16 protein-coding genes are annotated in these 18461 nt (G+C 36.9%); 6 read left to right on the plus strand and 10 right to left on the minus strand.

The window, feature by feature from the left end; genetic code table 11:
• Positions 1-61: 61 nt before the first annotated feature.
• The 4 genes from trhA to ACFO3O_RS18035 form a co-directional block, all read right to left on the minus strand.
• Positions 62-724: a PAQR family membrane homeostasis protein TrhA gene (trhA, locus tag ACFO3O_RS18020; protein WP_379981402.1), complete on the minus strand. Its 663-nt coding sequence runs from the start codon at positions 722-724 to the stop codon at positions 62-64.
• On the minus strand, positions 721-1458 hold the full coding sequence (locus ACFO3O_RS18025) for a TlpA family protein disulfide reductase (RefSeq protein ID WP_379981404.1): 738 nt from the start codon (positions 1456-1458) through the stop codon (positions 721-723). The genes trhA and ACFO3O_RS18025 overlap by 4 nt, the downstream gene beginning before the upstream one ends.
• Before the next feature lie 74 nt (positions 1459-1532).
• Positions 1533-2657, minus strand: coding sequence for a GTP cyclohydrolase (locus ACFO3O_RS18030; protein WP_379981406.1), 1125 nt, complete (start codon positions 2655-2657; stop codon positions 1533-1535).
• An 18-nt stretch (positions 2658-2675) separates the two neighbouring features.
• Positions 2676-3701, minus strand: coding sequence for a transporter (locus ACFO3O_RS18035; RefSeq protein WP_379981408.1), 1026 nt, complete (start codon positions 3699-3701; stop codon positions 2676-2678).
• Positions 3702-3905: 204 nt separating this feature from the next.
• Between ACFO3O_RS18035 and ACFO3O_RS18040 the strand changes: the two genes are divergently transcribed.
• The 5 genes from ACFO3O_RS18040 (at position 3906) to ACFO3O_RS18060 (ending at position 9611) form a co-directional block, all read left to right on the plus strand.
• On the plus strand, positions 3906-4166 hold the full coding sequence (locus ACFO3O_RS18040; protein ID WP_379981410.1) for a DUF4834 domain-containing protein: 261 nt from the start codon (positions 3906-3908) through the stop codon (positions 4164-4166).
• Positions 4150-4281, plus strand: a complete 132-nt coding sequence (locus tag ACFO3O_RS18045; RefSeq protein ID WP_379981412.1) for a hypothetical protein — start codon at positions 4150-4152, stop codon at positions 4279-4281. The genes ACFO3O_RS18040 and ACFO3O_RS18045 overlap by 17 nt, the downstream gene beginning before the upstream one ends.
• A gap of 71 nt (positions 4282-4352) precedes the next feature.
• On the plus strand, positions 4353-6785 hold the full coding sequence (locus tag ACFO3O_RS18050) for a YfhO family protein (protein ID WP_379981414.1): 2433 nt from the start codon (positions 4353-4355) through the stop codon (positions 6783-6785).
• A gap of 6 nt (positions 6786-6791) precedes the next feature.
• Complete coding sequence (locus ACFO3O_RS18055; protein ID WP_379981416.1) at positions 6792-8117, plus strand: glycosyltransferase family 4 protein; 1326 nt, start codon at positions 6792-6794, stop codon at positions 8115-8117.
• A 3-nt stretch (positions 8118-8120) separates the two neighbouring features.
• Positions 8121-9611, plus strand: a complete 1491-nt coding sequence (locus tag ACFO3O_RS18060) for a lipopolysaccharide biosynthesis protein (protein WP_379981418.1) — start codon at positions 8121-8123, stop codon at positions 9609-9611.
• Positions 9612-9655: 44 nt separating this feature from the next.
• On the opposite strand, the gene ACFO3O_RS18065 is transcribed toward ACFO3O_RS18060, so the two are convergent.
• From ACFO3O_RS18065 to ACFO3O_RS18090, 6 genes are all read right to left on the minus strand, one after another.
• On the minus strand, positions 9656-10210 hold the full coding sequence (locus ACFO3O_RS18065; protein ID WP_379981420.1) for a hypothetical protein: 555 nt from the start codon (positions 10208-10210) through the stop codon (positions 9656-9658).
• Positions 10211-10332: 122 nt separating this feature from the next.
• Positions 10333-12342, minus strand: a complete 2010-nt coding sequence (locus tag ACFO3O_RS18070) for a mucoidy inhibitor MuiA family protein (RefSeq protein ID WP_379981422.1) — start codon at positions 12340-12342, stop codon at positions 10333-10335.
• A gap of 137 nt (positions 12343-12479) precedes the next feature.
• Positions 12480-12890 (minus strand): thiol-disulfide oxidoreductase DCC family protein, encoded by a 411-nt coding sequence (locus tag ACFO3O_RS18075; RefSeq protein ID WP_379981424.1) that lies wholly within the window; start codon positions 12888-12890, stop codon positions 12480-12482.
• Positions 12891-13135: 245 nt separating this feature from the next.
• Complete coding sequence (locus ACFO3O_RS18080) at positions 13136-15307, minus strand: endonuclease MutS2 (protein WP_379981426.1); 2172 nt, start codon at positions 15305-15307, stop codon at positions 13136-13138.
• Positions 15308-15506: 199 nt separating this feature from the next.
• Positions 15507-15710 (minus strand): class I lanthipeptide, encoded by a 204-nt coding sequence (locus ACFO3O_RS18085; protein ID WP_379981428.1) that lies wholly within the window; start codon positions 15708-15710, stop codon positions 15507-15509.
• 106 nt (positions 15711-15816) lie between these two features.
• Entirely contained in the window at positions 15817-17499 is a 1683-nt protein-coding gene (locus ACFO3O_RS18090) for a helix-turn-helix domain-containing protein (protein WP_379981430.1), read from the minus strand.
• 246 nt (positions 17500-17745) lie between these two features.
• On the opposite strand from ACFO3O_RS18090, the gene ung reads away from it, so the two are divergent.
• Positions 17746-18411, plus strand: coding sequence for a uracil-DNA glycosylase (ung, locus tag ACFO3O_RS18095; RefSeq protein ID WP_379981432.1), 666 nt, complete (start codon positions 17746-17748; stop codon positions 18409-18411).
• Positions 18412-18461 lie beyond the last annotated feature (50 nt).

Consider the following 18461-nt stretch of genomic DNA (forward strand, 5'->3'; position numbering starts at 1 on the left):
AGAGATGTTATTTTTGTAGAATAAGCCCCTTTAGTTTCTGAAGGGGGGGGGTCTATGTGTATTATACTCCAACATACAGATAGATACACACAAAGTGGCAAAAACTTCCAATGAGTACGAAGACGTGAAAAATAGCGTGGTTAAAGGGGATTTTTTTGATACTATACAATATGGCTCCAACGGTATAGGCAATACCACCTCCAAAAAGCCATTGCACACCTGTAGGATGCAAATTTTCAATGAGCGGGTTGTAAGCAAAAACAATGAGCCATCCCATCGCTACATAGAGAATCGTAGATAAAACATCGAACCTTCCTGTAAAAAAAATCTTTAAAATCACACCAAATAGCGCAATTCCCCATGCAACACAAAAAAGAATGGTTCCTGTTTCTCCTTGTAAAGTAACCAATGTAAAAGGCGTGTAAGTCCCTGCAATTAACACATAAATAGCAGCATGATCAACAATCTGTAGTCGCAATCTTCGTACAGGAGAAGTGGCCCTATGGTAGGTGGTCGAAGCAAAATAGAGAATACAAAGACTCACTCCAAAGACTATCGCACTGATGGTATAGGTGGAGGATATGCTCCTGCCTGCCGACAAGGCAGGTTCGCGAAAGCATAAAAATCCTAAACCCACGAGGCTTAAAACAAAGCCAAACCCATGTGTGTAGATGTTCCATTTTTCTTCCAACGGAGGATATTGAGCGGCTTGTTTTTGTGTCATTCGTGTTCTTTTAATAAGAAATCTAATTGTTCTTTCAGTCCCGAAACGGCTACTTCAGGATGTGACGCTGTGTTTCCGCTTAAAATCACGCCATTTTCTACAAAACGTACGTGTCCTTTTGTATCGATGAGCATCAGTTTTGGGAAGGCATTATTTGTTAATTCTTTATGAAGATACGTAGTAGCATCAATCAAATGTTCAAACGGAAACGATTTTCGGCTTAAAAACCGATCTACTTTATCTTTTGAATCAAAGGTAATGGCGACAAAGTTCACTTGATCTTGATATAGATCTTTCAGGTAATTGAGATACGGAATCTCTGTAATACAGGGCGCACAGGCAGTAAACCATAAATTGATAAGCGTGACTTTACCCTTGTAATCGGTATTGGTTTTAAGTTGATTTTCAAGATTTTGCAACTCAAAAGCGGGGAGGGGTGTATTCAAAAAGCGTTGTACTCCAGCATTGATGTCTATTGGCGCTGTATTGGATTGGGAGAGGATTACCTCTACGTGGTGAATGATGGAATCCTGACGCACTTGAGTGGTAAGCACTTTGTGGCTAGCGACGGTATACGTGTAATCAGATGTCGCTCCGTAGTTGTCTTCAATGTTTTTTAGCTTTTCGCGAAAGCGGACTTCGTCAAAAATTTCGTCTTGAAAATTGTAATAGGTTTCTTGCCCAAAAGACAGGCTAGATAGGATTGCTAAGAGGAAAAATAGGTGATATTTCACAATAATTGCGTTATGTTACTTCTCAAAAAAGCGATGATATCAATAGTGAAATTTGACTTTGTGAATCCTAAAATTTACAAATTCTTTCTGTACGTTCTTCTACGCTTGTGCAACTCGTGTTCGTAATTTTTCCAGAGTTGTTGGATCGCTTTGTTTTCTTCTAGCTCAGGATTGGTCTCTACATCCGTGATGCCACGATTATTGAAAAGATCCTGCATCATTTGAAAAATCACGGCAGTCACTCCCTTATTTTGATATTCTGGATCAATGCCTATCAGATAAAAAGCAGCCGTACTGGTTTTATTCTTCGCTTTTAATAAGTGATAAAAACCAAACGGGAATAGCTTTCCATTTGCTTTCTTTAGGGCTTTAGAAAAAGAAGGCATGGTAATCGCAAAAGCGACCAAGTTGCCATTTTTATCTTGCACACACTTGATAAAATCAGGGTGGATGTATTTGATGTACTTTTCTTTGTAATGGTCAATTTGATATTGTTGAATAGGCACAAAGGTCGAGAGCTTATCATACGTCTTGTTTAACAGACCAAACATCTCATCTACATACGGTTTGATATCATTAGAGGTCTTGAATTCTAGAGGGGTCAAATCATATCGTTTTGCAATGATATTGGCAAATTTTTTGACCTTTGGATTTTGCTTGTCTGGTGGATCTATTTTTATTTTGAATTCGACCCACTCTGCTGCTTTCTCAAAGCCTAATTGTTCAAAATGATCTTTGTAGTAGGAGAAGTTATACCAAGTAATCATGGTATTTAAGTAGTCAAATCCTTCTACGAGGAGTCCTGCTTTTTCCATATTAGAAAATCCAACAGGCCCTTCCATAAATTCAAGGTTGTGCGCTTTTCCTATTTCGCTGACTTTGTCTAGGAGTGTTTTGGTGACTTCTATGTCATCTATGGCGTCAAACCAGCCAAAACGCATTTTTGGCTTCCCTTGTTCCTTCACTTCTATATGATTAATGATCGCACAGATACGCCCTGCTGGATTTCCATTTTTGTAGGCAATAAAGTAGCGAGCTTCTGCATTTTGAAACACGGGATTCTTTGTGGGATCCATGCTATCAAGTTCATCAGCAATAATAGGAGGGACCCAATTAGGTTCGTTCTTGTATAACAAAAACGGATACTTAACAAATTGTTTAAGCTCCGCAGATGTTTTCATTTCTTTAAGGGTAATCATCTAGTCAAATACGTCTATTTATAAATTAGCTCCATCGTCACCACCATCTCCACCATCTGGATCAACACTGTCTCTTCGTTTTCTTTTGTTTTTCTTATTTATTTTTTCAGCCTGTCTTTGTGACGCTGTTTTTTTCTTTTTCTTGTCGTCTCCTTCATCTCCATTGGTATCTTCTAAGGTTTCATCCTTTTTATGAAGATCTAATCGCCAGGATACTCCTGCAGCAAGATTCCATCGGGAGGGGGTGTCTTTGAAATTCAGTAGTCCACTTACGTCCACTTGTAGATTTTTCGAAATAAGATACGCACCGCCGCCACGTATGAGGTTATCTGCATACAAATCTCCAGTAATTAACTGATATTCTGCAAAAAATGCAATTTTTTCTGTCGCCGAATGTGTCATCGTTGTAATCCATGAGTAGCCAGGGAATTCAGCGGTAATGCGGTCTGCAATGATATTGTTTACCCATACCCAGCGACCCCAGTTATTTTGTGTAATAATAGCGATATTGGGACTGATCCCTTTTTCGCGTCTTGGGTCTAGCTCATTAGATATATCAAAAACACCTCCTGCGTATACTGATATCGCAGGAATTAAGGTCTTCCACTTAAACTTAAAATTAGCGTGATAGGAATATAAGTTAGGCTCATCTTCTTTTTTGTACGGATCGTAGAGAAGGTATTTCGCGCCAAGCTGAAGATTTTCAAGAGCGCTAATTCTACGCGTGCTCGCACTTCCTGTTGTAAATGCGATATTATTAGATTGATATCGTACAAACGCATTTACCTCTAATGCTTCTTTCCAGAAACCATATCTCAGGTCTAGATTAAATGCGGTGATGTCAATATCGGTATTGAGTAAACTATGGGTGTCATTTCCAAAATCAAGTCCCGTTTCTACTTGGATCACTTGAGTTCCCACCGCAAAAGCTCCTTGTGATTCTCCTGGACGGTTGGAATTAATCGTCTCCGTATATTGTCCAAACATCGATATGCTCAGGAAAAAGCATAAAAATATAGAGAGTTTTTGAATAGGTTTCTGCATGTTGATTGGAGTTAGCATTCAAATATATGAGAATTTATCATTTTTTTAGGTTTTATTAGACAGTTGTTATTAATCATAATGCCTAATTTTACTCGATAATCGAGATTTAATGCCCCTGTGGTTTGTCTTACTATTAAAAAATCAGTTTCTTAACTGCTGTCTTTATAGATTTTGATTGAGCAGTTTTAACTAAAATTTCAAATAATGCTTTTACTTTCAGCACTAGATGGTTTTTTAAAAACGATTTTAATCATCGTATTGGTATATGTTGCCCTACGTTTTTTAATCCGATTAGCATTACCTTACCTCATGCGATACGTTGCTAAGAAAGCAGGTCAAAAAATGGAAAATGCTTTCAAAGGGTTTCAAGAATCCCAAAACCCCAACCGACAGGAACCTCAACCGGTTGAAAAGAAAACGAAAAAAGTTGTCGGAGAATACATTGATTTTGAAGAAATTGATTGATGCTGTATACGCTTTCGTACTTCGTCAGGCTCAGCATAGACTTCTTGATCGCTACGCTTTCGCGAAAGCGGACTTAGTCACACTACAAACTCCTAATAAATATTGCGATCACTAAGATGTATTCTAAACCGTAGTGTATCTTCATCTTTTTCCGTTATTTTTGTTTTTATACTTTAAGCCACCTTTATGAGTTTTCAATTCAAACGTTTTTTACCACATCTATTTGTTGTTTTTGGATTTATAGTGATTTCATTGTTGTATTTCAATCCTGTGTTATCGGGTAAAATGATCTACCAAAATGACATCAAACTCTATGAAAGCATGGCGAAACAGCATAATGATCATAGAGCAGAAACTGGTGAGGAAACCTATTGGACCAATGGGGCTTATGGTGGAATGCCTACCTATCAAATGGGGGCAAAGTTCCCACATGATTATATGGACAAGCTGGATAAGCTGATCCGTTTTTTACCACGTCCTGCCGATTATCTGTTTTTATATTTACTCAGTTTTTATGTACTCATGCTCGTGATGCGTGTCCCTTGGAAGTATGCGGTGATTGGAGCCCTTGCTTTCGGACTTTCTACGTATCTCATTATTATTATAGGGGTGGGGCATAACTCCAAAGCGCATGCGATTGCCTATTTTCCATTAGTGCTCTCAGGAATTATTCTCACCTTTCAGAAACGGTATGTCTGGGGGTTTTTACTGACTGCCGTAGCCATGGGACTTGAAATACAGGCAAATCATTATCAGATGACTTATTATTTGGGGCTTGCCGTCATTGTTTTAGGAATTGCCTATCTGGTCGATGCGTATAAGAAAAAACAAATGCCTCATTTCTTCAAATCTGTGGGAATCCTTATTGTAGCGGTTCTTTTAGGATTAGCTACCAATGCAACGACCTTGCTTTCTACTGCTGAGTATGCCGAAACGAGTATCCGAGGAAAAAAATTATTACAGCCTAAAAACACCTTAAATACAGAGAAAAGTGACGGATTGTCCTATGACTATATTACGGAGTATAGTTACGGTAAAATGGAATCGTTGAATCTATTGGTACCTAAATTGTTTGGTGCTGGACGAATTTCAGACTTAGGAAAAGAATCTGCTTTTTACCAAAAATTAATAGCGCTAGGCGTTCCTCCGTCTGAGGCTTCCTATTATGTAAATAGACCACTTTATTGGGGAGAACAGCCTTTTGTAGAAGCACCTCCTTATTTGGGAATTACCGTTGTATTTATGGCGTTACTTGGTTTGCTATTGGTCAAAGGTCGTTTGCGATGGTGGTTGGTAGGAGGTATTGTATTATCGCTACTGCTAAGTTGGGGTAAAAACTTTGAAGTTCTCACCCGCTTTTTTATAGATGTTGTGCCTTTCTATAATAAGTTTAGAGCGGTATCCAGTATTCAGGCGATTTTAGAATTATTGGTGCCGATTGCGGCAGTTTTTGGATTGTATCGCTTTCTAAATGACAAAGAAGAACAGAAAGAACGATTGAAGAAATTATTTGTCGCTTCTGGTATTCTAGGAGGTTTGTGTTTGTTATTCTATCTTTTTGGTGGAAGCCTGTTTGACTTACGTTCTTCTGCTGAGCAAGAAATGGCGATTACGCAACCAGAAATACTAGATGCTATTAAAGAAGACCGTCTCACGGTTCTAAAAAGTGATAGTTTACGATCGTTGCTTTTTATCATAGGAATTCTTGGGGTTTTATGGCTTACGTTTAAAAAGAAGATTTCAGAAAACATAGCTCTTGTGCTTGTGGGCGTATTGGTCATTATTGACCTTGTAGGTGTCGATAGACGAAGCGTAAACGAAGAAAACTTTATTTCAGAGCGAGAGTACCGCGCTTATTTTGAAGTAACACCCTCTGACGAAACTATTCTTAATGATGATGGGTATTTTAGGGTTTTAGATCAATACAGAGGATTTAATAACTCGCATACTTCGTATTTTTTCAATGCTATCAATGGCTATTCTGCCGTGCGTCCACAGCGTATGGAAGATATGTACGATAAAGTGCTTCAAGGTAAAATAGGCGTACTTAATATGCTTAATGTGAAGTATATTCTACAAGACAACGAAGGTAATGTGTTTGCACAGCGTAATCCGTTTGTAAATGGTCCCGCTTGGTTTGTCGATGACATTGAGTTGCTTTCTGATTATAATGAGGTGTATGCGGCCTTAGATAGTATTGATACCAAGAAAACTGCCCTTATCAGAGATGCCTATCAAGATGAACTGAAAGGATTTGTGCCAAAAAAAGATAGCCTTTCGCGTATCGAGTTGGTGAAAGCACTTCCTAATCATTTAACATACACAGCAACCAACTCCCAAGATGGATTTGCTGTTTTTTCTGAAGCGTATTACAAAAATGGATGGGTCGCTACGATCGATGGTCAAGAAGCGCCTATCATTGAAACTAATTATATGTTACGGGGATTAAAAGTTCCTAAGGGAACGCATGATATCCAATTTACATTTGATCCTCCTGTCATCAAAAAGGGAAGTATGATTACCTTGATTAGTTCGATACTGCTCTTACTATTGATCGTAGGAGGCGTGTATCTGAGTTATAAAAAGAAAAATCAAGATGAGACCGAAGTAGAAGCCTAATCACACATGTCAAAAAAAGTACTTATCGTTTGTTATTACTGGCCACCTGCGGGAGGTCCCGGAGTACAACGATGGTTGAAATTTGTAAAGTACTTACCCGATTTTGATATTGAACCTATTGTTTATACACCAGAAAATCCTAAGTATCCCATCGTAGATGCATCGATGATCGCCGAAGTCTCAGACTCCGTAACTGTTCTTAAACAACCTATCAAAGAACCGTATCGTTTTGCGAGTTTGCTTTCTCGTCTTCCGTTCAGTAGACGTGAAACCGTCAAACAGTTATCTTCAGGAATCGTCCCCAAGGCCACCAAACAGACGCTCTTACAGCGTTTATTATTGTTCATTCGGGGTAATTTTTTTATACCTGATGCGCGTGTGGGTTGGGTGAAGCCATCTGTGAGATTTCTTGAGAACTATATAAAAACAAACGAGATTGACACGGTTATTACCACAGGACCACCCCATAGCATGCATCTTATAGGGATGAAGCTTAAAGCGAAAATCACCATAGATATAACTAAAAAGTTACATTGGATTGCTGATTTTAGAGATCCGTGGACGACCATTGGCTACCATGATAAATTAAAAATGACCGAGCGTACGCAACGGAAGCATAAGGAACTTGAGCATCGTGTTTTAACTACCGCCGATCAGGTGATTGTAACAAGTCCAACGACCAAAGAAGAATTTAGTACCATTACTAAAAAACCAATTACGGTCATTACCAACGGATTTGATACGGAGAGTCATCAGGAAGTACCATCGTCAAATAGGTTTACGATATCGCATATTGGTTCGTTGTTATCCGAGCGAAATCCTCTCATATTATGGAAAGTGCTAGATATTTTGGTCAGGGAATATGCTCCATTTAGAGAGCAGTTTGAACTTAAACTTGTAGGAAAAGTAAGTAAAGAGGTTGTAGATGTTATTAAAAGCTTTGGTCTCGAAAAATACCTTACGCTCGTTGGGTATGTGTCACATCAAGAAGCGATTGCTTTACAATGTGAAGCTTCCGTTTTACTACTTATAGAAATTGATTTGGAAATCACCAAAGGGATTATCCCAGGAAAAGTATTTGAATATTTGGCGGCAAAACGCCCTATTTTGGGACTTGGACCAAAAGATGCAGATGTACGGGAGATTATTACCACTACGCAAAGTGGCTATTATTTTGAATACACTGAAGAGGAAGCTTTAAAAGAAGCGATTTTGTATCTATTTCATAATCATACCTCCAAAAAATGGACGGAAGGAAGGGAAGCTTATATTTCAAAATACCATCGCAAGCAATTAACTCAAGTATTAGCTACTTGTATTCACTCCTTATAAGCTATGGGCATTGTTATTAAGCAATCATTTAATAATCTAATCACGACCTATTTAGGGTTTGGGATTGGAGCGCTTAATACGTTGTTTTTATACACTAATTTCATGTCTGAGCAATACTATGGCTTGGTGAGCTTTATTGTGTCTACAGCCATGATCTTGATGCCTTTTATGGCCTTTGGAGTTCAAAATACGCTTGTGAAGTTTTATTCTGCTTACAAACATAAAGAACAAAGTGTTTTTTTAAACTGGATGCTCATATTACCACTGTTAGTGGCTATTCCTGGCGCTTTATGTTGTTTCTTTTTTTATGATCAGATCGCCTCTTTTTTATCCAAAAAGAATGATATTGTATATGATTATGTATGGTATATCTTAATCATCGCAGTATCATCCTCGTACTTTGAGGTCTTTTTTGCGTGGTCGAAAGTGCAATTTAAAACCATCTTTGGAAACTTTATGAAGGAAGTATTTCATAGACTAGGCATTACCATTCTTCTAGTTTTACTTGCGGTTAATTTGCTAAGTATTGATGCTTTTTTAATCGCACTTGTTTTTGTGTATGTGGCTCGTATGCTAGTGATGAGTGTATATGCATACAATCTTAAACGCCCTACGTTTATACGTTATACGATTAGAAGCATCAGCACACCTTCAAAACGTCCTCAAAATTTTTCTGCTATAATTAAATATACAACCCTGATTATTATTGCGGGTTCTGTCGCTAGTTTACTATTAGATCTAGATAAATTTATGCTAGGGCTCTATGAGAACATTGAGAACGTAGCTTTTTACGCTGTGGCTATTTATATTGCCACGGTCATCGCAGTCCCTGCACGCGCTATGCATCAGATTACGTATCCTATGGTGGCTAAAATGCTTAACGATAAAGAGTATGATGAGATGCGAAAACTCTACCACAAGAGTTCACTAACCTTGTTTATTATTGCCTCTCTGTTGTTTTTACTGATTATATGCAATCTGTCCAGTTTATATGATATGGTAACCGAGAGTTATAGTGCTGGGTTTTATGTGGTGTTGTGTATTGGTGCAGCTAAGTTATTAGATAATTGTTTGGGTATTAATAATGCGATCCTTTACAATAGTAATTATTACAGAATTATCTTAGTATTGGGTGTTTTACTGGTGATTGTAGCTGTTATTCTCAATACGATCTTCATTCCAATGTTTGGCATCAACGGCGCAGCTATTGCTACCTTTGTGGCTTCTGTACTGTACACCTTATTTAAAATAGGGATTGTCTACAAAAAGTTTGGAATGCAACCTTTTACGCAAGGGTCGCTTAAAACATTTTTACTTTTATTGTTATTTTTTGTTATTTTTTATTATTGGGATTTTTCTTTTCATCCGTTTATAAATATTGTTTTAAAATCAACGATATTGAGTGGGTTATACGTTGCTGCAGTGTATTATCTTAATGTATCAAGCGATATTACCAAGGTGATTCATGGGGTATTCAAAAGAAAATCCCCATAAAAGAATTGCTTTATGAGGATTTCCAAAACTAACCAACCAAAAATCTATAATCTTCTACCGCCATTAGCATTAGAGCCGTTGTTGCGGTTTCTTTCTCTGTAAGGAGTGTTGTTGTCATAATACATTCCATCTCTATGATGACGTATCACGCGTCCTTCTGTATATCTAATATGACCACGACGGTTATAAAATAATCTCATATTGCCGACACGCACTAATCTTCCGTTTCTATATCGTAAGTTGATATTTCCTATCTGATTCACTTTACCATTACGGTTGTAATAGATGAAGTTTCGTCCTACTTTGGTCACATTTCCATAATAGTCATAGGATACATATCTGTTATTTCTACGATTTGTGTAAATGGCACCTGGGGCATTGTGTCCGCGTCTTCCATGCAATTGTGGATTTATAAAATTAAAATCAAATGCTCCATTTGGAAAGATGGTAAATGCTACACCACGTTGTACAAAATGGATAGACTGTGGTTCATTGTAACGTATCCCTGTTGTGTTGTTGTGATCGAGATGTGTCACTTCATTTGCTTGAGTAGTCATTCCTCCAAGGAATAAAACTACTAATACGACTAATTTTCTCATACTTAAAAATATTAGGGTTATTACGCTACCGACGCTCGGCGTACGCTTGTTACTTTGTACAAACCAAGGAGCGTGCCATAATTTCAAATACCTGAAAAACAGTAGTTAATGGGTTTTTGTGCTTACAAATTAATTCGTTGTGATTTTGGATAGCGTACTTCATAGGAAAACCGTTTCTCAGCGTTACTGTTGGAATCTATAGATACGGTCCATTTAAGTAGCCCCGTTTCTTTATCATAGTTGGCATCTCCTGTTTCTATATCGTCAACTTTGATTTCCTTGTTTTGCGACTTCGGAATTCTATCGACCAGTTGAAGGTTAATGCTCATGGCTTTATTGTTTTTGATCTTAATTTCGTATTTGTTGTCTACAATACGTTGTGACCCCATAAAGGTAGTAGCCTTAAAATTATCTAGTTGCTCACGTTCTATGATCACATTTGGATCAACACCAAGAGAAACTGTCAAGGCTTCAGTAGTTGCGAGCGGATCGATAAAGGTTTTTCCAGCGTAGCTTCCTTCAAAGTAGATATTGGCTTCTCCGGGTAATAAACTGTATTGCGCCCAGTCTTTGATACTTGCTGTCAAGAATACATTCTCATTAAGAATAGGCGCTGCAAAATACTCATAGGTCGCAGGAATTTTAAACGTATCTACTTCAATGACCGTTACATCCCCATCTGAGGGAATGGAATACTTCTTTTTAATCTCAAAACGTGTGGTAGTGAGACCATCTAATTTTATATCGCCAGTGGCGGTGTAGTTTACGGGTGTGCTCGTAGAAACTCTTGGAGCATTTCCAGATAGCATTCTTCCGATATCTTCTGATGATACTTCACTTACCGCATAGCCTAATGCTTTCTTTTCTCTACTCAATCCTTGAGCAGTGATAACAATTTGATCCAGTGCAGCGGGAGATTCCTTTAGATTTACATTCATTGTATTAGAATAGATAGGTAGTTCTTCATTATCATACCCTAAGAAAGAATACATTAGTGTATTTCCTTGAGGAATATCAATGGTATAACGTCCATCAAAATCAGTGACAACACCTGTTGAAGTACCTTTAATAATCACATTTGCATATGGAATAGGACCATTTGAATCCTGAACAATTCCTGTAACTCGTTTTACCGTAGGATTGTATTTATAGCTGTACGAGCTGGTGCTTCTACTTGAATTTCTGTAATAGTTATTTACAAACTGTAGGTATTTGGTATTGACTTCTGGTTTGATATTATTGGTGTTTGGGTCTCCTGTAGAGATGATTAGAGAGACATCAGTCCAAGCGGCACCCGTAGTTTGATATACGTGTGCTTTGTAGGCGAGGTCTAAGGGAGTATCAATAGCCTTTGCTTTTAGATCATAGATAGGATACCATCCTGCATTGGCTACATTATATTTTAAAATTAGCGGAAGCGTTGCTTGGCGTTCACTGTTTATTTTTAACGTGATCTTTCCAGTGCTTTTTTCTTCTGTGATGTTGAGTTCACTGAGTTGTCTTGTTAGATCTTGGTTCTTTATTTGGAGTTCGTATCTGCTGCGTTCTGCATCTAAGACCTCGTTTTTGATTTCTGTGATGCGTTGTCTATAGTAAGTGGCCAGTGCTTTTACTTTTTCCAAGCTTACTTCTTGGGTTGTACTTCCTAGTTTTTGGTTAAGGTTGATGACTTCTTCCTCTTTTTGTAAGCCAACGATGCGATTATTAATTTTTTTGATGCTGAATTCCAACTCCTTTTTTTCTTGTTGTAGAGCTTCAACGGCTTCGGTATTTTTCTGTTTTGTCAGATAATCTATGCCGTAATTGATAGACAAAATAGAGGCTTCTCCAAGCCCAGATACTTGAATACTGTTTTCGTCTATGGTATTGGACAGGTTTTCAAAAATGAGGGTGGTCGTTCCGTTTTTTACGAGTACGTTGCTGCTTCGTTCTATTTGCGCGCCGTTTAGGTAGACAGTCACTTGCGAGATGTCTGAAGTTGCTTTCTTTTCAGAGGACGCGACGTCTTCAATAGATGCTGTGCAGATTGCTTTTTTTTGGGTTGAGTCCGCTACTTCGACTACGCTCAGCACAGGTTTCGCGAAAGCGTAATTAGCCATCATGAAGGCTAGGAGTAAGAGTATTTTTTTCATGGTTTCTTGATATATAGGACCAAAATTAGGGTCAAATAACAGATGAAGAAACCTATAATGAGCGAAGTGGTGTTTTTGATTAGTAAAATAGACTGTTGGGATAGGGATCAGATTCCCGTCTTCAGGAGAATTCCATATTATTCTAAAAACTTAGCTTTTAATTCTGGGGTAGGAATCATGCAAGACTCTTTTTTGCCATACCACTTATAGCGATTGCGGGCGATATAGTCATATACCAAATTCCGAAGAAATGCAGGAATAATGAGAAATATAGCAAGTAATGGATAGGCGCCAGACAATGAGCGAGCAATACGAAGCGCTGCAGAAGATTTTATGTAGGCTTTATCTCGGTCTACAAGAATAATAGAATCTGTTGTTTTAGGATCTATTTGGTGTTTTTCTAGTAATGATTGACCGATGTCACTTTGCAGGGGAGCATACCTAAAAAGATCTTTCGGGTCATGTTTAATCACAAAAGTAATGGACGTATTGCAAAGGTTGCATACTCCGTCAAATAAGATGATTTTTTTGTCTTTTGGTTCTTCCACGTCATTCCTATATTTCGGCTACGCACTTCGACAAGCTCAGTGTGACACTCAGTATAAACTTTGTTGGGAATCTCATCTAGTTATTCACATATTTTATACTAGTGATACAAAGATACTACTCGTAGTATAGACTTGTTTTAAAATCTTGTTAAGCTTCTGGCTATGCTTTCGCGAAAGCATATTTATAAGGGATCGTATTACATACCTAGCACTTCGACAGGCTCAGTGTGACATCTGTTAATGAATTACTTCTTCTTTTTAGCCTGCACCAATTCCAGTTGGTCTACAGAGACATTGGTGGTAAACATGCCATAGTCAACGGTTGCTTTTCCTTTTTCAATAAGATCAATCACGCCTACGGCTCTTCCATCATACATCCGCACACGATCACCCACTTTTAAAATAGGTTTTGGTTTTTCTACTTTTGGAGCTTCCTTTTTGGCTTCTTGTTTCTTTTTACGGATCACTGCCACTTTCTTTTCGACTTCCTTTTGAACTTGGACTTCTTTTTGTTTTTGGATTTTCGCTTGCTTAACGGATTGTTTTTTTCGTTTCGAATTCTCGATCTGAACAATTTTCATGAGCTCGGCTACGAGTTCGCGTTTTTTCTTATCGTGGTAAAACTTCTCACTCGCAGTGTCTAATTTTTGCCCTAGATAGATAAGTCGTTGATTACTGTCGTAGAGTTCTTGATAGTTCTCTAGTTTTGCTTGTACCTTCGCATTAATTTCTTGCAATTTCTGATCTTGCTGTAGCGCTTTCTGCTCTTTTTCTTTAAGAACAGAAGTAGTTTTGGCAAGTTTACTTCGTTCTTTTTGGAGGTCTGCTATACTTTTGTCAAATCGTATTTTACCACGTTCTACCTTCTTTTTGGAGCGGTTAATCAGAGAATAAGGAATGCCATTTTTTTGAGCGACTTCAAAGGTAAACGAACTTCCTGCTTCTCCTAGATGTAATTTAAATAGCGGTTCTAGCGTTTTGCCATCAAAAAGCATATTGGCATTGACAATCTCTTTGGTCTCATTGGCCATCATTTTAAGATTGGCGTAGTGGGTAGTGATAATCCCATAGCTTTCACGTTCGTGAAAAACCTCTAAGAACGTTTCAGCCAATGCACCTCCTAATTCTGGATCTGAGCCTGTTCCAAATTCATCAATGAGAAAAAGGGTGTATTTATCACACTTCTTAAGAAAATAATTCATGTTCTTAAGACGATAGCTGTAGGTACTTAAATGATTTTCGATACTTTGATTGTCTCCTATGTCGGTGAGCACTCTATTAAAAAGACACATTCTTGAGTACTCATGTACTGGGACAAGCATCCCACTTTGAAGCATAAGCTGTAACAACCCTACTGTTTTTAGGGTGATACTTTTTCCTCCGGCATTGGGGCCAGAAATCACAATTATACGACTCTCTGCATCTAGGTGAATATCCTGAGGGTAGGTTTTATCCCCTTTTTCTTTATTACTAAGATATAGTAAAGGATGGTACGCATCTTTAAGGGTAAGTTCTCTCTCTTTTGTGATTGTTGGTAAAATTGCATTAAGCTTCTCTGCATATTTAGCTTTGGCAGCAATGACATCTATCGTGCTTAAAAGTTCTTGGTACTCCTCAAGGAGTGTAATAAAAGGACGAATCGTGTTGGTGAGTGCTTTTAAAATACGCTTGATTTCTTCGTCTTCTTCAAAGAGTAAATTGTTAAGTTCTCGTTGGGCTTGTAGGGTTGCTTCGGGTTGGATATACACAATACTTCCCGTTTTGGAGCTTCCCATAATCGAGCCTTTCACTTTACGACGGTGCATTGCAGTCACAGCGAGCACGCGTACATTTTCTACCACAGATTCCCTAATATCATCTAGATAGCCGTACCCGTTATAGCGTCCTAATGCAGAGGCAAAACTAGAGTTTATTCTTCCTTTGACTTGATTGATGCTTCTTCGGGTATTTTGTAATAGAGGGGATGCATCATCTCGTAATTCTCCGTATTTATCAAAAATTGCATTCACGGCATCTATAATTACCGTGGTATATTCTGTATTTACGACGGTGTTATGGAGTGTAGGATACCGTTCTTGGTATTTTGCAAAAAACTTAATGTGAATATTGACTGTTTCAGAAATACTAGAGAGTTTTTTAAAACTTCCTCTTTCTAAAACGCTGTCTTCTATGTCCAGAAATTTAATCTCGCGATCTATGGGATCATATCCATGGTTGGGGATGACCGTTTCGTGAAATTTTGAAGACACATATTCGTTGGTTTGATGCAATCCAAATAGTACGTTTTTTGAGGAAGTATAGGGAACAATCGCGAGGGCTTTCTCTTTGCCATGTTCGGTAACACAGCGCTCTGCAACCTGCTCACAAACGGTATAAAATTCAAGGTCTTTAAGTGTTTTTTGATGTATGTTTATCATCGTTTGGATGCGGTCTTATGCATGTATTTCTATGCGTAAGACAGTGTTTTTTCTTTTTAAATTATGGTTCATAGCTTGTATAGCGACACAAAAGTACAGAATAAATACCCTGAATACTATAATTTATAAAAGAACAAAGGTCTTAAGCGTTTTTTAAAACTTCTTAAGACCTTTCCTAATATTTTATTTTTAGTGTTCATTATCCTGACGTAGTTACTGAAAAGAGACATTTAAAGGATGATCTTATGACAGTAAACGAAACAGAATCTGTAGTTGTAGTATCTGTAGTATCCTCAGTAGGTTCTGATTCTCCGCCTCTTATTCTTCCTAAATCATTACTACTTAACCGTGCAATGTTCACTTTCTGAAATTGTAATTTTGAATTGTGGTTGATTTTTTTCATGGTTTTAGTTTTTGGTTTAACGATACTTAAAGTTAAGATAAATAACTCATTCTTATATACTTTAAAGGCTTATGATCATCTTCATTCATAAATAAAGACATCTGTTTTAAGCTAAATCGTCCAATTTTTTGATAAAATACGAAGGATAGATACCGTATACCTTATAAAACGTTTTTGAAAATGATTCCGCACTTTTAAAGCCACATTCTTCCGCGATGGCTTTTATAGTAAATCGACGAAGTTTATCTTCAGATTTTAATTTCATAAAGGCATATTCAACCCGTAATTCTTTGATATATGTGGCAAAGCTTTTTTGTTTAAAATGATTAATTACCTTCGATAAATAGTTACTGTTCGTATTCATTTTCACAGCAAGACTATTCAATGTAATTTTGGAATCAATAAAAGAATGTGTTTCTTCAAATTTTGACAATTTCATCAATAGTTCATCTATGATTTCTTTAGGAATATCTGGTGGTGAAGTTTCAGAAATAGTTGGTTTTACACGTTCTTTTGGCTTATCTGTTTTTATTAATTCTTCAAACCTCTTTTTATAAAAGGTCTTCTTTTTGTATTGGTAGGCTGTTATGCCTATGATTCCAGAGAGTATAAAGAGTAAAACAAAAGTAGCTGTACTAGATTGTTTTTTGTCAATCTGTAGTTGCTCAATGAGCTGTTCTTTACTATTAATCAAACTAGGAATATCTAATTTGTTTGTGATTTCTTGGTTTACATATTTATAGCGATTATCAATGACACTATCTACGCGTATGAGTTTTATAGTGTAGTTGAGTTGTTCTTCTATATTACCTTCTTTTTTATAGTGTTTTATGATTTGTTGGTAGGCATTTGTGTATTCAGGTGAGATATTATTTGTTTTTTGAAAGATGCTGTCTACTTTTTTATAATTTAAAATAGATTTCTCTTCATTATTCAAATAAGAATACGCTTTGCCCAGATAAAAATATCCGCTTGCTATAGTTGTTTGATCTTGAATTTTCTCAATATAGGGTAATGCTCGTGCAATATTGGCCTCTGCTTCTATATACTCTTTGTTTTGTAGTCTTAAGATGCCATCTAATAGTAAAAAATGATAATAATTTATAGACGTGTCAGATTCGTTTTTATCCAATAGCCCTAGTCGTGTGTAGACTCTTGCAGAGTCTAAATAATTCATTTTTCTGTAGGTATCTGCGAGTGAGAATAAGACATTGTAATATAGCGGTGAGTTTTCATCTCGATAATTTTTTTCAACTACATATTTATAGCATTTTTTAGTGATTGTTAAGGCTTCTTGGTTTTTATTAATAGTGGATTTTAATCGACCTAAACTTTGATTAATCAAAAATTCCAAATGTTCTTTTCTACTACCGTGATTGTAATATGCAGCCTTAATATAGTTGTCTAATGCATTTTTATAGAGGTATTTTCTATGATAATACACTCCTTTGTCAAAATAGGCAGTTGCAGGAAAATTTTGATTTTTCAAGTTTTTAGATACTTCTATGATAGTATCATACAAATGGAAAAATTTTTCATCCTCCCCGTTAGAAATTATCTTTAAAAAATACCCTTTTGCTATTTCTAGGGAGTCTTTTTCTTTTTTTGCTTTATTTAAATACGCCTGAACATAGATATTACTAACAAGAGAATCATCAACTGATTTTAAGAACAGTTCTTGTATTTCTTGGAATTCTAATCTACTAAGAGAATCTACAGATCGTTCTTGTGAAAAAAACGATGTAGATATCAAAAACAATACAATAAAGATATTTCTACTCTTTGTCACTTGTATTTGGTCTTAGGTTAGTATCTATATGAATAGTCTGGATATTAAAGGTTCTTAAAGATAGGATATTAAGACTTCTTTAACAAAGACGTTTTAACGTAAAATACACTAAGGCTTTTTGTAGATATATGATTATAATATTTCAAATAGTTTAGTAAATATCTAATTAAAGAGCTTCTGTATGTATCTTTAAGGCGGTTTTTTAAGACGAAGCACGTACCTTTATAGCTTGTTAAGCTATCATACATGGATTTACAAATACACCCCAGTTGGAAACAAGAACTTGAGAAAGAGTTTGATAAAGAGTACTTTAAAGATCTCATCAAATTTGTAAAGGAAGAATACACTTCAAGTATCTGTTATCCAAAAGGGAATCAGATATTTAATGCTTTTGATCATTGTCCTTTTGAAGAAGTAAAAGTGGTCATTTTAGGACAAGATCCGTATCACGGGGTTGGGCAAGCCAACGGTCTTTGTTTTTCTGTCAACGATGGGGTAACGATGCCTCCGTCATTGATTAATATTTTTAAAGAAATAGAGACTGATCTTGGGATTCCATTTCCTCAAACAGGCAATTTAGAACATTGGGCAGCACAAGGGGTTTTATTATTGAATGCCACTTTAACCGTACGGGCGCATCAAGCAGGATCTCATCAGAAAAAAGGATGGGAAACCTTTACGGATTCTGTGATAAGTACGCTTTCGCGAAAGCGTAAAAACATCATTTTCCTTCTTTGGGGTGGGTATGCTAAAAAGAAAGGAGCAAAAATTGATACCACAAAACATCATATCCTTACCTCAGGACATCCCTCTCCATTAAGCGCCAATCGAGGCTATTGGTTTGGAAATACCCATTTTAGCCAAACGAATGAATTGCTACGTTCTATGGGGAAAAAGGAAATAAAGTGGTAAAATTAAAGTTGTATTTATAAATTGCGATACATCTAGTGGTCATATTTAAC

This window comes from Dokdonia ponticola, assembly GCF_042653865.1.
GTDB lineage: Bacteria > Bacteroidota > Bacteroidia > Flavobacteriales > Flavobacteriaceae > Dokdonia > Dokdonia ponticola.